Annotated in this window: 13 protein-coding genes; 9 read left to right on the top strand and 4 right to left on the bottom strand. The window is 67.2% G+C overall.

The genetic code is table 11. From position 1 onward, the window contains the following. The 8 genes from AB6A66_RS02465 to AB6A66_RS02430 form a co-directional block, all read left to right on the top strand. Nucleotides 1-267 (top strand): hypothetical protein (locus tag AB6A66_RS02465; RefSeq protein WP_371054651.1); only part of this gene is annotated, 267 nt, incomplete at its 5' end. 350 nt (nt 268-617) lie between these two features. Next, the gene (locus AB6A66_RS02460; protein ID WP_371054650.1) at nt 618-1,127 is read left to right on the top strand and encodes a MarR family transcriptional regulator; all 510 of its coding nucleotides are present in this window, start codon (nt 618-620) and stop codon (nt 1,125-1,127) included. Between the two features lie 52 nt (nt 1,128-1,179). Continuing rightward, nucleotides 1,180-1,374, top strand: coding sequence for a hypothetical protein (locus tag AB6A66_RS02455; RefSeq protein WP_371054649.1), 195 nt, complete (start codon nt 1,180-1,182; stop codon nt 1,372-1,374). A gap of 32 nt (nt 1,375-1,406) precedes the next feature. Next, nucleotides 1,407-2,642 carry a hypothetical protein gene (locus AB6A66_RS02450; RefSeq protein ID WP_371054648.1) on the top strand — a complete coding sequence of 412 codons (1,236 nt, stop codon included), beginning with the start codon at nt 1,407-1,409 and terminating at the stop codon, nt 2,640-2,642. A gap of 78 nt (nt 2,643-2,720) precedes the next feature. After that, a complete protein-coding gene (locus tag AB6A66_RS02445) occupies nt 2,721-3,095 on the top strand; it encodes a hypothetical protein (RefSeq protein ID WP_371054647.1) in 375 nt (124 codons plus the stop codon). A gap of 92 nt (nt 3,096-3,187) precedes the next feature. Beyond that, on the top strand, nt 3,188-4,237 hold the full coding sequence (locus AB6A66_RS02440) for an SDR family NAD(P)-dependent oxidoreductase (RefSeq protein WP_371054646.1): 1,050 nt from the start codon (nt 3,188-3,190) through the stop codon (nt 4,235-4,237). A gap of 76 nt (nt 4,238-4,313) precedes the next feature. After that, nucleotides 4,314-4,838: a hypothetical protein gene (locus AB6A66_RS02435; RefSeq protein WP_371054645.1), complete on the top strand. Its 525-nt coding sequence runs from the start codon at nt 4,314-4,316 to the stop codon at nt 4,836-4,838. 56 nt (nt 4,839-4,894) lie between these two features. Then, entirely contained in the window at nt 4,895-7,252 is a 2,358-nt protein-coding gene (locus tag AB6A66_RS02430) for a mechanosensitive ion channel family protein (protein ID WP_371054644.1), read from the top strand. Nucleotides 7,253-7,532: 280 nt separating this feature from the next. Here the strand turns inward: AB6A66_RS02430 and AB6A66_RS02425 are convergent, their stop codons facing one another. The 4 genes from AB6A66_RS02425 to AB6A66_RS02410 all read right to left on the bottom strand — a co-directional run bounded on the left by AB6A66_RS02425 (nt 7,533) and on the right by AB6A66_RS02410 (nt 13,743). Next, the gene (locus tag AB6A66_RS02425; RefSeq protein WP_371039323.1) at nt 7,533-8,549 is read right to left on the bottom strand and encodes a TauD/TfdA dioxygenase family protein; all 1,017 of its coding nucleotides are present in this window, start codon (nt 8,547-8,549) and stop codon (nt 7,533-7,535) included. 316 nt (nt 8,550-8,865) lie between these two features. Beyond that, nucleotides 8,866-11,946, bottom strand: coding sequence for an efflux RND transporter permease subunit (locus AB6A66_RS02420; RefSeq protein WP_371054643.1), 3,081 nt, complete (start codon nt 11,944-11,946; stop codon nt 8,866-8,868). Beyond that, nucleotides 11,943-13,241 carry an efflux RND transporter periplasmic adaptor subunit gene (locus AB6A66_RS02415; protein ID WP_371054642.1) on the bottom strand — a complete coding sequence of 433 codons (1,299 nt, stop codon included), beginning with the start codon at nt 13,239-13,241 and terminating at the stop codon, nt 11,943-11,945. Before AB6A66_RS02415 ends, AB6A66_RS02420 begins: the two co-directional genes overlap by 4 nt. A 4-nt stretch (nt 13,242-13,245) precedes the next feature. After that, complete coding sequence (locus AB6A66_RS02410) at nt 13,246-13,743, bottom strand: cytochrome b (RefSeq protein ID WP_371054641.1); 498 nt, start codon at nt 13,741-13,743, stop codon at nt 13,246-13,248. A 93-nt stretch (nt 13,744-13,836) separates the two neighbouring features. Here AB6A66_RS02410 and AB6A66_RS02405 point away from each other — a divergent pair, with 93 nt between their 5' ends. Continuing rightward, a complete protein-coding gene (locus AB6A66_RS02405; protein ID WP_371054640.1) occupies nt 13,837-14,451 on the top strand; it encodes a TetR/AcrR family transcriptional regulator in 615 nt (204 codons plus the stop codon). Nucleotides 14,452-14,508 lie beyond the last annotated feature (57 nt).

Genomic DNA, 14,508 nt, shown 5'->3' with positions numbered 1-14,508 from the left:
ACCCCCGCAACCAAACTTTCCGAAAAAATACAGCCGCTTAAGTGCCTCCCGAACGGAAAGCCCTTTGCGTTCCAAGCTTGTGGACGTGACGTGGAGGCAAAGCCGAGCACCTCGAAGGTGCGCTTTAACCACAGTTCGCGCCCAGCTGGAAGCCCCGGGCATGGCGAAGGCCGCGACAGCGCCCTGACGGCCGGTCGCAATGCCATGGGAGCAGGTCAACTGCTCCGCAGGATTGCTGGCGGCCGCAAAAAATTCCGGTTCGCCTGACCAAGCGGTCATCCAAGCGAATGGGTCGGATGTCGAGGACGGGCCCAGACCTTCCGCAGTCGGCGCCGTGCCCCGTCGACGGGATGCGTGGGAATTGCAGCTCATTTTGCAGTCCTGATCGGTGACATCCCGCGAAAGGGCGCGAAACCGTAATCTGCGCCCGGAAAACGACCTGTCCTGCCAGTGGGCGAGGGACACGCGCGACGCTCGAACGCCGCGCCGTCACAACGCAAACCTCGAGTGGCATGTTGTTCTCTGCGGGCCCCGCGATTTAGGATAACAATGGGTCAGGTTGATACGCTTCGAGTCAGCGTGTCGCTCGATGCGACGCGGCAGAAGGCGCGGTCACGATGTGCGACAAGGCGGTCAAAGCCTCGAAGACCGAGCGTAGCGCGGACATCCTCGCCGAGAGGTTCGCAGAGGAGTACCCGCGCTACCAGTATGCCGTTGTCGAATTCATGGTGGCCCATCTGACCGACGTCTCACGGGCCTTCCACGGCGATCTTCAACAGGCGTTGGTGCTCGCAGTGATCGGCCAGGTGCGGCTTGGCGCGGGCCGGACTGCCAGAGACGCAGAGCAGGTGCAGCCGGCGGCCGAGGAGCTTTCGATCACGGCCTCACGGATCGCCGATGTCACGGGTATTCCCCGCGAGACGGTTCGCCGGAAGCTGAAGCTGTTACAGGACCGCGGGTGGGTCGACAGGCGGCCCGACGGGGCTTGGTATCTGGTGTCCGGCCCAGACACGGACACGACCACGCCGGCGCGGCGCGATTTCGCCGAGCTGGAAGAACGCACCCGCCGGATCCTGGCGCGTCTGGTCGTCGATCTCGGCCAACTCGCCAGGCCGCCTCGTCGCTGAGGGGCGAAGTTCCGTCTCCCGGCTGCCCATTTCGGGCAGGTGGTCACTTTCCATGCCGCTGCTCACGCGTCTAGCTATTCGCGAGCAGAAGGGTGTCGAAGACAGGCCGCGGCCTATTCCCAGTCGAGGTGCACTGACTGACCCGGCCGCTCGGGTCACGGGCATGGGCGCCGATCCGGTCGCGGTCATGGAGGCTGTCAACATGAGCATCTGTTTCGGCGATAGCAACATCGGGGCAGCAAAATGAGTTCCGTGCGGAAAGTGATCATGGCGGCGGCCATGGCTCTCGCATCGACTTGGCTTCCGGCAGAAACCGCTGCCCAGAGCGTTGCCGGCGTCGATCCCTATACCAACCAGCAAGTGGAGCGGGTCTCGATCCGCATCGTGAATCCCAGCGCCGATGCCGGGCTGAACGCCAGGGTCGAGGACAGCGTGCGCACGCGCCTCGCCCTTTTCCCGGGTGCGCGGTTCTCCCAGCAGCGGATCGAGTTCCAGCTCGCGCAGGCCCGGCGCATCCGCGATGTGGGCGACATCGACTACGATGTCTCCTTCGGCCGGCAGGGCGGGCTCGATATCGCCATCTCCGTCACGCTTGCCGAGGACGGAGCGGAGGGGCGCGGCCTCACCTTCGGCGGGGACTTTCCGGTCATCTACGAGAAGGACGGCACCTTCGTGCGGTTCAAGCTTGACCTGCTCGCGCTGACCTACGCCAACAACAATGCCTGGTACGGCAGGCCGGACGCGATGCTCGCCGGCAATCCGCTGGTCGAGGGTGAGCCCTCGGGCGAGGGCTGGGACCAGTGGGTGGAATCCTACGTCCATTACGGCATCTACGGGATCACGCCGATCAACGAGCGGCTGTATTTCTACGGCGGCTTGAGCGGCCTCGCGTCCTACTCGGTGGGGCAGGAATTGTTCACCGACGAGACGCGCGGGTGGAACGCGGTCGAGGACGCCTATGCCGGCCTCGTCGGCGGGCGGACGGACGAGGCCGGCAATCGCCTGTCCTACAACCTGACCCTGGGGCGGCAGCGTTTCACGCTGGCCAACGGCTTTCTCATCGCCAATACCGCGGCGAACGGGAAGGAACGCGCGGCGCTGCAAGCCAACGCGCGGTGGGCCTCCGACCTGCTGGCGCTGGCCCGCATTCGCTACAACGACACGATGCTGGAGGCGTTTTACCTCGATCCCGACGAGCTTCCCGACATCGACACCGAGACCGCCTATGCCGGCCTCAATTTCGAGGCCCGACCGATGGAGAACCTCGATATCGGGCTGAGCTATGTCACATCGCCGAACTCGAACGCCAACTATTTCGGCCCGACCGGCGACATCGTGGGCACGCGCGAGGGGCTGCAGGTCTGGGATGCGCGGTTCACCTACACACCGAACGGCGCGGGCGCGCCGGGCCCGTTCTTCGGGGCCGAATATGCATTCCAGTCGAACAAGAACTTCGACATGGACGCGCGCGCGGGCTGGGCCGAGATCGGTTACAGCTTTCCGCAGGCGCGCTAGTCGCCCACGCTCAGCTACCGCTTCGCGCGCTTCTCCGGAGACGATCCCGACACGGGCACCTACGAGCGGTGGGATCCGATGCTCTCGGGCGGCACGGGCGAGCAATGGGTGCAGGGCGCCAATCACTTCAAGGTGGTCCAGGATTCAAACGTGATCGCCCACCGGATCCAGGCCCGCTTCCGCCCCTCGCCGAAGGTTGAGATCGTGCCCCAGCTCTGGGCCTTCCACGCGGACAGCAAGACCAATATCGGCGGCAACCCCGCGCTCTCCTTCCTCAGCGGGACGGAATACGGCTACGAGGCGAACATCACCGCCAAGTGGTTCGTGAGCCGCAACACCTACGTCCACGGCCATCTTGCCTATACCTGGGCCGGCGATGCGACGAGGGACGCCCTGGGCGGCGACGCCGATGACTGGCTGAGCGCGATGCTCTTCGTCCGATACGCCTTCTGAAACGCACGACGCTTTCCCGGGGCGCCGTGATCCTCGCCGTCGCTCGCCCTGACCCCCAGACCACCAGACTGCACGACACAAAGGAGCCCCCGATGATCCGCAGAGACCTCCTGAAATCCCTCGGTATTGCCGCCGCCGGCGGCGTCACGCTGACCCAGGCGGAAGCGCAGGAGCTGAACGAGGCGATCGACCTCGCGCTTCAGGACTGGGCCTACCCCTGGGACCCGCAGGACCCGGATGTGCCCGGCCGCATGAACATCGCGCGCGTCCCCGACGATTACCACATGCCCGGCCGTTTCGCGGGAAAGAACGTGATCGTGACCGGTTCGGCCCGCGGCATGGGCGCCGACGCGGCGCGCCGGCTCGCCCGCGAAGGGGCCAACGTTGTCGGCGTCGACATCCTCGGCGACCTCGGTGAAGAGACGGCGGAGTCGATCCGCTCGGAAGGTCTGAACATGGTGTTCATGCAGGGGGACATCTCGCAGAACAGTGTCTGCGAGGAAATGGTCCGGCTCTGCGTGTCCGAATACGGGGGCCTCGATGCGGCGATCAACAATGCCGGCGTCATGGACGCGCTGCACCCCGACGAACCGATCGACTACGAGAACCAGAAGAACCGCCTGATGGCCAAGATCCACGAGGCGGGCGATGAATACTGGCACCGCGTCATGGAGGTGAATGCGACCGGCATGTTCTATGCGCTGCGCCACGAGTTGCGCCAGATGATGGAGCAGGGCAATGGCGGGTCCATCGTCAACGTCGCATCGGTCACCGGCATCCGCGGCTTCGGCGGGACGGCGCCCTACACGGCCTCCAAGCATGCGGTGCAGGCGCTGACCAAGAACGCGGCGATCGATTATGCCCCCTATGGCATCCGCGTGAACTCCACCGGCATGGGAACGACGCTGACGCCGATGTACGAACGCGCCGTGGAGATCATCACCCAGCGCAGGGCATCGGGCTACAGCGATAGCGGCATCTCGCTCTACAAGTCCCGCAGCCTGCTCGAATACAGCGACCAGGCGAATCGCGGCTCCACCTCGGCCGAGCAAGTGGCGGTCATGCTGTTCCTGCTGTCGCCGGAAGCGTCGAACATCACCGGCGCCACCTACAACACCGACGGCGGCTTCACGATCTACTGAGGCGCGGACCTGGACGGCTGCGATGCCAGGCGGAGAGGCCCATGTGCCGCTCCGTCGATCCGCGTGGGATACCCCGATGCAGGACGTGAACCACATGAGACGTTCGTCAGACCGTACTGGCGATCCGTGGCACGACTTCGACCTTGCAGCCTTCGGGCTGATCTACGGAACGATCACCTCGCTCAGCGTGCTCATGGCGATGAGCGCGCACCCCGAGGCGCCATTCCGGATGGCGGCGGCTCTTTTCGGCTCGGTCCTCGCGGTAACGCTGGCGAAAGCGTTCGCCGAGGTCATCGCCGCAGAACTCGAGCGATGCGCGGACGCGCAGAAGAAAGCGTTCACGGATGCGTGGCGCCACAGTCGTCCGACACTCGTCGCTGCGAACGTCCCGACAGGTCTTATCCTGGCGTCCGGAACGGGGCTGCTGCCGACCCCGGCGGCCATCGGCCTTGCGCAGGGCTTCGGAATACTCTTGCTGCTCGTCCTTGGCGGTCGGGTCGGCTGGATCGCCCGCAGAAAGTTCCGATCGGTCTTGCTGGGCGCGTTGTTCACCGGGGGTATCGGCCTCGCCCTCTCGGCCATGAAGTACCTGATGCACTGAGATGTGGCGCGCCCTGCCCGGACGGTCCGGCCAGGTCGCTCGGAAGGAAAGCTCGAATGTCGACCAGTCGCGCCTGTCCCACCTCCCTGATCGCACTTCTGGCAGCCGTTCTGCTTTGCGCGCCTCTCGCGGTTCGCGCGCAGCAGGCCGACTTTTCGGGCGAGTGGCAGACCTACTGGCGCACCGGCAGCGCGGTGGTGTCTCTCGACCAGGAGGGCAACCAGGTCACCGGCACCTACGCCCCGCACGACGGGCGGATCGAGGGCACGGTGGAGAGGGGCGTCCTGCGCGGCACCTGGGAGCAGCCCGGCTCGTCCGGCCGGGTCGTGTTCGCCCTGTCCGATGACGGGCAGGTGCTGACAGGGCGCTTCGGCAACGGCGAGTACTGGAACGGCTTCCGCGAGGAGACGGGCAGCGCGAGCAGCAACTGGCGGCTCGGCAACGCGTCGCCGCGGGAGACGCTGCGCAGCCTGCTGATTGCCGCCAACGTGGCGATCTATGCCGGCGATGCGGGTGCGCTGCGGCGGGTGGACAACCTGCTAAGCTATGCCGGGCCGGACACGAATGCCCGGGACCAGGCCGCGCGGCGGACCATGATGTTCGACATTCTCGACTTCTCGACGCTTCGGATCAACGACGTGCCCCTCGCGCCCGAGGATCCTCAGGCACAGACCGTCCGCTTCGACGTCGGCCCCGCCGCGATCCCCCAGAAGACCACGCTGCAATTCGTGAGCGAGGTTCCCGGCCGCTGGCGCCTCGTTCTGCCCCCGGCGGACCAGTTGGCCAATGAAACCGCGCACCTGCTGTCCGCGATGGGCTACGAGAGCAAGGCGCAGCTGGACACCGCGCGGGCGAACTCGCCCCGCGCCGTGATGCGCGATTTCATCCAGGGCACACAGTCGTGGGACGAGGGCGGCCGCGAACGCGCACTGGCGGTCATGGACCTGTCCCATATCCCCGAGCGGCTGCACACGCTCGAGGGGCCGATCTATGCCGACTACCTCCAGCGCATCCTGGACAGGGTGGCCTATGTCATCTGGCAGGAAATCCCAGACGACCCCGACCGAACCGTGCCCTACGTCTATTTCCAGCATCCGGTGGGCAACATCGCGATCGCGCGCGTCAGCGAACCGCCGGCCGAGGACGGCGCCGCCGGCGCCGGGCGGTGGAAGTTAACCAGCGAGACGGTGGCCGCGTCGCCCGCGCTGCTGCAGGCGATGCAGAACCTTCCCCCGATCCGGGGGCTGGAGGCACCGCAGGCGCTGTCCCCCTATTTCCGGCTGCGAGAGAGCGTGCGCGCCACTTCGCCCGGCCTCGTGCAGGATTTCGGCTATCTCGAGGCGTGGCAGTGGCTCGGCCTCGTCGCGACGCTGCTTGCCGCCTACGCCGCGCGCCTCGTGGTGGGCGGCGCCTTGCGCGCAGTCGGGCGGCGCGAGGGCGGGGACCGTGCCACGGCCTTGGCGATGCCCGCCGGTCTGATCGCCGCGGCCGTGATCCTGTCCTGGGCGATCACGCGGCTCGGCCTGACCCAGGTCGGGCTGCCGGCGGTGGGATCGCTGATTGGCGTGTTCCTGATCTTCGCCATCGCGGTCCTCGCCTATCGCCTCGTCGGTCTCGTCGGCGGATGGTTTCTAGCGCGCGCCGAAAAGACGGTGTCTCACGTCGACGAGATCGCGGCCTCGCTGGGCACCGGCCTGATGAAGCTGCTGGTCGTGGTCGGCGCCATCATCGCGGTCGCCGATGTCGTGGGCCTGCCCTACGAGGGCGTGCTGACCGGCCTTGGCGTGGGCGGCGTCGCCATCGCCTTTGCCGCGCGCGACACGGTGTCGAACATGCTGGGCGGCGGCATCCTGATGGCCGACCGTCCGTTCCAGAGGGGCGACCTGATCGAGCTGGACGGGACGCTGGCAACGGTCGAGCATGTCGGCCTGCGCTGCACCCGGCTGCGTTCGCTCGACGACACCTTGTTGAACGTGCCGAACTCGCACCTGTCCGATCGCGTGATCGCCAACTGGGGCAAGCGCCGGCGCCGAAAGGTGGTCCTCGGCGTGGGCCTCACCTATGACACCCCGCGCCAGAAGCTCGACACCTTCGTCAAGCGCCTGAAGGAGCTATTGCTGGAGCAGCCGAGGATCGACCGCGAAGACATCTATGTCGGCCTCAAAAGCTTCGGCGCCTCCTCGATCGACATCGAACTGATGTTCTACCTGAAGGTCTACGCCTACGGATCCCAGGTGGATGCGCAGCACGAGATCGTGCTGGACATCATCGCGCTCGCCGAAGAGGTCGGCGTGGAATTCGCCTTTCCCACCCGCACGCTCCACCTGCAGCCCGCCGCGGATCAGATCACGCAGACCGGCGCACCGGACGAAACACCGCGGACCACTTCGGGGGAGGCGGCCGGCCTCGGATAGCGGGACGTCCGGCACGACATCGGCCGGTCACGCGTGACGGCGCACCGACGCGACTTGGGCGGGGCAAGGGCCGGCGGTCGTATTCGGCCAAATCGCGCGCGGGATCGGCGCGATCGGTTGAGCGGAGCGCGGACCGTCCTGTGGGCGCGTCCGGATACGCGGACCACGGCCTTGGTGGAAGAGCCGCAAAGAGGTGGGGGCAATGTGGTCGCATGCCGGACGAGCGCCGCGCCCCGGGCCATCTTGCGATCGGCCGTGGCCCGTTCGCGGTCAACGCCGGTCAGTTCCGCATCTTGATGCCGTCTTCCCACCGGAAGCCGACACCGCCCCCTTGCCACACGCCCTCGCCGATCGGATTGGGGCCGTCGATGGTGACATGCTGCGGCAGGCCGAAACCGGGGGCGAGGTTCTGCACGCCCTTCACCGTGCTGCGGTGCATGATCCGAAGGCCCTGCCGTTCCACGGGCATGTGGGCCTCGGGGGCCGCCCGGTGCGCGACGGCCAGATTGTCGATGAAGACGCAGTCGTTCTCATCGTATTCATGGGCCACCGAATAGCCCTCCGTCAGCCCGGCATTCAGGATGTCGTTGTAATCGTGGCAAAGCTGGCGAAGATCCTCTGCGTGCAGCAGGCTGAACCCGTCCCTGCCGGGCAGCTTTTCGATGACGGCGCCTGTCATGCCCAGATGCAGCCAGATGCATTTCTGGCCCGACACGGGGTGTTCATGCACCAGCGGATGCACCACGCCCGAGGCGGAATTCACCGATGACAGGCGGCTCCAGCGCTCCTGCAGGTCCTCCGGCAGCGCCTCGAAGGCGAGCCCCTGATGCGCGAAATGCGTACCGCCGCCATGCTCGGCAGGCCGAATGATGTGATAGCCCGAATGCGAAAACGTGGCCGGCAGGAAACTGCCGTCATTGTGCCATTGCGGTCCGACATCCGGAATGCCGTGGCGTTCATCGTTCGAGAGGCGAAAGATGTGGCGGTTGCCGCCGGGCGTTGCCGGGTGCACGCCATGGGTGCTGTGCAGCTCGCGCCCGCCCCAGAGGCAGCTCGCGCGCAGGAAATCCTCGGGCTCCAGCTGCGTCTCGTTCTTGAAAACGAGAAAACCGCGATGCGCCATTTCCCTTTCCAGACCATCGACGAGTTCGGGCGGCAGCGCCTCCACGGCAGACAGGTCGATTCCCGAAACCTGCGCGCCGATCGGATCGAGAGCGGTGATTTCACCGCCGAATTCCTCGATCATGGCAGCACGGTCCGGGTCGATCGGCGGGAGCTTCGTTGCAATTGCGCTCAAGGGTCACCTCCTTTGCCTCCTCCAAAGGTAGGAAGAGGTCGGCCCTAGTGAAAGTGGGCCGCCCCCCGCTTCACGGATGACCGAGCAGACAAGAGGGCGTCGGAGACGAGGGTCACGCGGGTTGGCGGCCGGCCGGTTCAAGAGACGGAAGCGGCTCCGGGAAGAGAGCGCGCGGCTGGCTGGCGGCGCGAGTCGCGCGGCTTTCGGCAGGTCGGTCGGGGCGATCTTGCAGGGGCCTCTGCGCAGGCTTTGCGGCGTGTTTCAGGAGAAACGGGTCCCACTGGTCGGCTTTGACGAACGGGCCCGGAATGCTCGCTCACGCGTCGCGCCGGCTGCCCCGGATATCTTCCAGCGCTGCGTAGAACGCAGGCAGCACAAGGAGGATCAGCACCGTGGCGGCGAGCAGGCCGAAGACCACGGAAATCACCAGTGGCTTGAGCGTCTGGGCCTGGGTCGAGGTCTCCAGCAGCAGGGGCGCCATGCCCATGATGGTGGTCGAGACCGACACGAAGATCGGGCGGAAGCGCGCGCGCACGGCTTCTCCGGCGGCAAGCGCGGCAGACAGCCCCTCGGCCCGGCGGGCGTTGATGACGCCCACCAGCAGGATCGCGTTGTTCACCACGATCCCGGCAAGCGAGGCTGCCCCCACCAACGAGGGCATCGAGATGTTGTAGCCCATCAGGACATGGCCCCAGATCACGCCCAGAAACGCCAGCGGAATGGTGATCATCACGATCAGCGGCTCGACATAGCTGCGGAACTGGAAGCTGAGAATGACGTAGACGCCGACCAGGCCGATCACGAAGCCGCGCAGGATCGAGCCGACGGTTTCCGCGGAGTTCGCGGCTTGCCCGCCGACCTCGAAGTCGAGGCCGGGGGACGCCGCGGCCAGATCGGGGAGAAATCCGCCGGTCAGCTGCGCGGTGATCGCGTCGGCATTGCCGATCCTGCCGTCGACATCTGCCGAGACGGTGAGCGTTCGCAGGCCATCGCGCCGCGTGATGGTTCCCCAGCCGCGTGCTTCGGTGAAATTCGCGACGCTGGCCAGCGGGACGGTGCCGCCGTCAGGCAGGGCGATCTCGAAGAGGCGCAGGTCGGAACGGGTAGCACGGTCGGTATCGCTCAGGCGTACCTCCAGATCCCAGGCCAGATCGCCGCGCCGGACTTCGGAAAGTTGCGTGCCGAGGAAGCCTGCGCGCAATTGGCTCGCAACGTCGGTCGCCGTCAGCCCCAGCGCCTCGGCGCCCTGCGAGAGTGTCAGCCGCAACTCGGGTGCACCGGGGCGCAGATCGATGATCGCGTTGCGCACACCGGCATAGGTTTGCAGTTCGGCGAGCGTTGCACGGCCTGCCTCCTCCAGCGTGGCGAGGTCGGGATGGCTCAGGCGCAGTTCCACGGCGATACCCTGCGGCCCGATGCCAGGCTCGGTCAGGATCAGCGAGTTGACGCCGGGCAGGGGGCCGATCTCTTCGCGCCAGAGCATGACGATGTCGTCGAGCGTGTTGCTGCGGGTTTCGGCCCCCAGAAGGTCCACCGCGACGGTGGCGACATGCGCGCCTGTCTCGCCGGCCGAGAGGTTGCGGCCCAGCCGGGTGATGCGGCGGATCACGAGCGGTTGCGCGTCGGGCTGCCCCGGCGAAAGGCGGGCGTTCACGCGGTCGAGCGCCGCTTCGACCTGCGCGACCGCCTCGGACGTGCGCGCCAGCGGCGTACCCGCGGGCAGCATCAGCCGCGCCTCCAGCACGTCGCCGTCGATTTCTGGCATCGCTTCGCGCTTGGCCACTCCACCGCCCAATGCCCCGACGGTCAGGATAAGTGTTCCGATGGCCAGCCCCGCGACCAGCCAACGCCACCTGATCGCGGCATCCGCCAGCCGACCCACGCCCTTTTCGCGCAACGTGTCGAAGCCCGCGTCGAAGCGGCTGCGAAAACGCGAGGGCGCGGCATCCTTCATCCCGCCCTTCAAATGGTGCGGCAGGATGAAGAAGGCCTCGACAAGCGAGGCGGCGAGAGCGGCCAGCAGGACGATCGGCAGAACTTCCAGCACCGCGCCGAGTTCGCCGGCGAGAAAGGCGAGCGGCAGGAACACGGCCAGCGTCGTCAGGAAAGACGAGATGACGCCGGGGGCCACGGCGGCGGCGCCCGCGGCCACGTTCTCGACCGTCACATTCTCGGCGGCATGCACCGCGATGGAGTCCGCGATGACGATGGAATCGTCCATCACGATCCCGATCGCCATCAGGAGCGCGACCAGAGTCATCATGTTCAGGCTGAGGCCCGTCAGGGCCATCCACGCGAAGGCGCCCGCGAAGGCCACGGGAAGGCCCATCGCTGCCCAGATTGCGAAGCCCGGCCGAAAGAAGAGGCTCATCACGGCAACGACCAGCACGAGGCCGATGATCCCGTTCTGCACCAGCATCAAAAGCCGGTCGCGGATGATCGAGGTGACGTCCTGCACCACCTCGACCCGAATGATCTCCGGCAGGGAGGCTTTTTCTTCGTTCACCAGTGCAGCAACGTCGTCGAGCACACGAAGCGCATCGGCGTCGAGCGCCTTGGCAACGTCGATCACGATCGCGGACCTGCCATCCACGAATGCGCGATCGTTCGGCGGCTCGAAGCGTTCCTCGATCATTGCGACGTCGCCCAGCGTCAGCGTCGCGCCGTTCGGCAGGACCAGAACCGGGATTGCAGCCAGCGCGGTGGCCGTGTCCCGCTCGGCGGTAAAGCGCAGCGTCACGTCCGCGCCCGGCCCCTCGAGCGTGCCAGCGGGCAGGTCAATGTTCTGGGCGGAGATAGCAGAGGCCAATGCGGCGGGTGTCAGGCCGTGGCTGTCGAGCACGGCGCGGTCCGCCGTGATCGACAGTGTCCGCTTGCCCAGACCCCCACGGGTCACGCGGGTGACGCCCGGCAGGGCGGTCAGGCGGTCGGAAAGGCCGTCCGCGTAGCGGTCAAGCTCGCCCAGCGGAAGATCGCCCGAGATGGCCACCGACGTTACCGGATCGGAGCGGTGCAACTCGCGGACAACAGCGGGATCGGCGCGGTCGGGGAAGGTATCGATGGCCGCGACCTCGGTGCGCAGGGAATTGACGAAGCGAAGCGCATCGTTGCCGGGCGCCATGGTCGCCACGGCGCGGGCGCGGCCGGTCTGCGCGGCGCAGGTGAAGGTCTCCAGCCCCTCGACACCCTGAACCCCGTCCCAGAGCGGCGCGCAGATCGCGCCTTCGACATCCTCGGCAGCGGCGCCCCGGTACGGCACGGTGACCTCTGCCTCGACCGCGCGAAAATCGGGGAATGTCTCGCGCAAGAGACCCGGCGCGGCGAAGACGCCCGCTGCGAGGAACAGAAGCAGCAGAAGGTTCCCTGCCGTCGGGTGGCCGGTGAACCAGCGGATCATTCCTGAACCTCTACCGGTGTCAGGGCCATGCCGGGGATCGCGGGGGCGATGTCGTCGATCACCACGCGATCGCCGGGGGCGAGCCCCTCGGCGATGACGACGCGGCCGTCCTGCGCGAAGGCGGCGGTGACGGGGCGCAAATCGAGCAGGTCATCGGGGTCCGCGACGCGCACCAGCCCGGCGTGCAGCGCCGCCTCGGGGATCGCGATGGCGCCTGTTCGGGGCGCGCCGGCGAAGGACAGCCCGACCTGCATGTTGGGCACCAACGGCAGGCGGCGGGGCGGGTCGGCGCCTTGGTAGGGATCGTCTACCGTCACCACCACGGGCACGGTGCGGGCGCGCGCGTCGAGTGCGCCCTCGATCCTCGAAACGCGGGCGGGCCAGCCTTGCTCGGGGTCTGACAGGGGGCTGAGCATCACGTCGATCTGGGTGGCGGGCAGCTCGCGCATCATGTCGTCAAGCGTCATGCCATCAGGCACACCGCCGACCAGGCGGCGGAAGCTGTCGATCGGGAGATGCGCCACGACCTCGGCCGCCGCGATGCCATCGGCCCGAATTACCACCTGACCGGGCGCGACTGTCTGGAAACGTTCGGCGCCTATCTCGGTCACGCGCAGATCGAAGGGCGTCGTCAGCGTGGTGCGCGCGAGCGAGCGGCGCGCGCGATCGATGGCAGCTTCGCTCCGCGCCACCTGCGCCGTGATCCGCGCGTCGCGCGGCTCGATCAGCGCGAGCGTGTTCTCCAGTTCCGCCACCGTGCGTCGGGCCAGAAGTGTCGCGCGCTCGGCTTCGTCGGCGCGCGACTGCGGCACGGTGCCCTGCGCGACGAGCGTGCGCGTCCGTTCCAGATCCTGCTCGGTCAGGGTCAGCCGATCCCTCTCCAGTGCAAGGATGCGCCGCGTGTTGTCCGCCTCGGCCGCGAGCTGCGCCCGTTCGGCCTCCAGCGCGGCGAGGTCGGCCTGGGATTGTGCCAGGGCCAGTTCGTAATCGGCGGGGTCTATGCGTAACACATCGGTCCCTGCCGGGATCAGGCGTCCCGCCTCGAGGTCGGGGTGGCGCCAGATCACTTCGCCCTGCACCTCGGTCACGGCGACCCAGGTGTCGGCCGCGCGCAGGTTGCCCCAAGCGGTTGCGGTGGGCCGGAGGTCCTCCGCCTCTACGGTCATCACCCGGACCGGCAGGGCGGGGGCGCCGCCCTCGACCTGTGTGGGGCCGGGGGCGGATGTGATCATCCAGACCGCTGCGGCGATTCCGAGGGCGATGGGCGGAAGGACGAGGAGGGGGGCCAGGCGCATCGGTTCAGCCCTGCGCCCGGCGCATCCGCGCCAGCGTCTCGTCGCGCAGGACGACCTGGTGATAGAGCGCGCCGACGATGTGCAGGGCGATCAGCGCCAGCAGGACGATCTTCATCACATTGTGCCCCTGCGCTGCAACATCGACCGCGCCGAACCAGGCGACAGCGCCACTGACCGGCATGAGGATCATCAGCGCATAGAGGCCGACATGGGTGAGCTTTGCCAGGGCGCCTTGCAACTTGCTGGCCTCGATCACGCGCGGCACGCCACGCCGGGCGCGCAGGGCCAGCCGCCACGCAGCGAAGATCATCACCAGCGCACCGCCCGCCACATGAGTCAGGACCAGCGGATCGAACCCGACCTCCAGCCCATCAGTGACGCGGTCCCAGGCGGTCGACATCGCGTCCTTCAAGATGAATTGCTGCGCGATCAGCGCGACGACGAGCCAATGGAGAGCGATCTGAAGGCCGGAATAGCCGGCAGGGGCTGCCTGATCGGGCATGGCGGGGTACTTTCGGTCCGAGGCGCGACTCGGGATCGGGATTGCGGTTATCGACAGTATATGTTAGTGAGTAATCACTCACAAGAGGTGCCTATGAGCAATCGCCAGAGCGCGGAGGAGCGAAAGGCGCAGATCGTGGCCGGGGTGCTGCGACTGGCCGACGAGATCGGACCCGACCGCCTGAGTACCACGGACGTCGCGCGGGCCGTAGGCCTCAGCCAGCCCGCGATCTTCCGGCACTTCCCGACCAAGGGTGCTCTCTGGCTGGCCGTTGCCGAGGATATCGCGCTGCGGTTGCGGGCCGGATGGGATGAAGCGGAAACAGAGGCCACCGGGCCGCACGCGCGTCTCAAGGCGCTGATCGGCGCGCAACTGGCAGCCATATCCGAGACACCCGCCCTGCCGTCGATCCTGTTCTCGCGCGAGTTGCAGGTCGACAATCCGGCGCTGCGGGACGTGTTTCGAGGGCTTCTGGGTGCGTTTCAGGACCGCCTTGTCGCCGCGATCCGGGGCAGCCAGGCGGCGGGCGACGTACGCCGCGATGTCAGCCCCGAGGATGTCGCCGTCCTGCTGACGTCGCTGGTGCAGGGCGTCGCGATACGCTGGACGCTTGGGGCGCGGAGTTTTCCGCTCGTTCAGGAGGGCCTGCGGCTCTTCGAGGTCCAGATGGCGCTTTTGCGCTCGACCGAGGGTATGTCCCATGAGTAAACCCCGCAGGATCCTCGGCATCGCGGGTGGTTTTGCGATCGTCTTCGGCGTGCTGAC

The sequence above is a fragment of the Rhodosalinus sp. K401 genome (assembly GCF_041365735.1).
Lineage (GTDB): Bacteria > Pseudomonadota > Alphaproteobacteria > Rhodobacterales > Rhodobacteraceae > Rhodosalinus.
The sequence above is the reverse complement of the archived record's forward strand: the minus strand, read 5'-3'. Positions and strand labels throughout refer to the sequence as shown.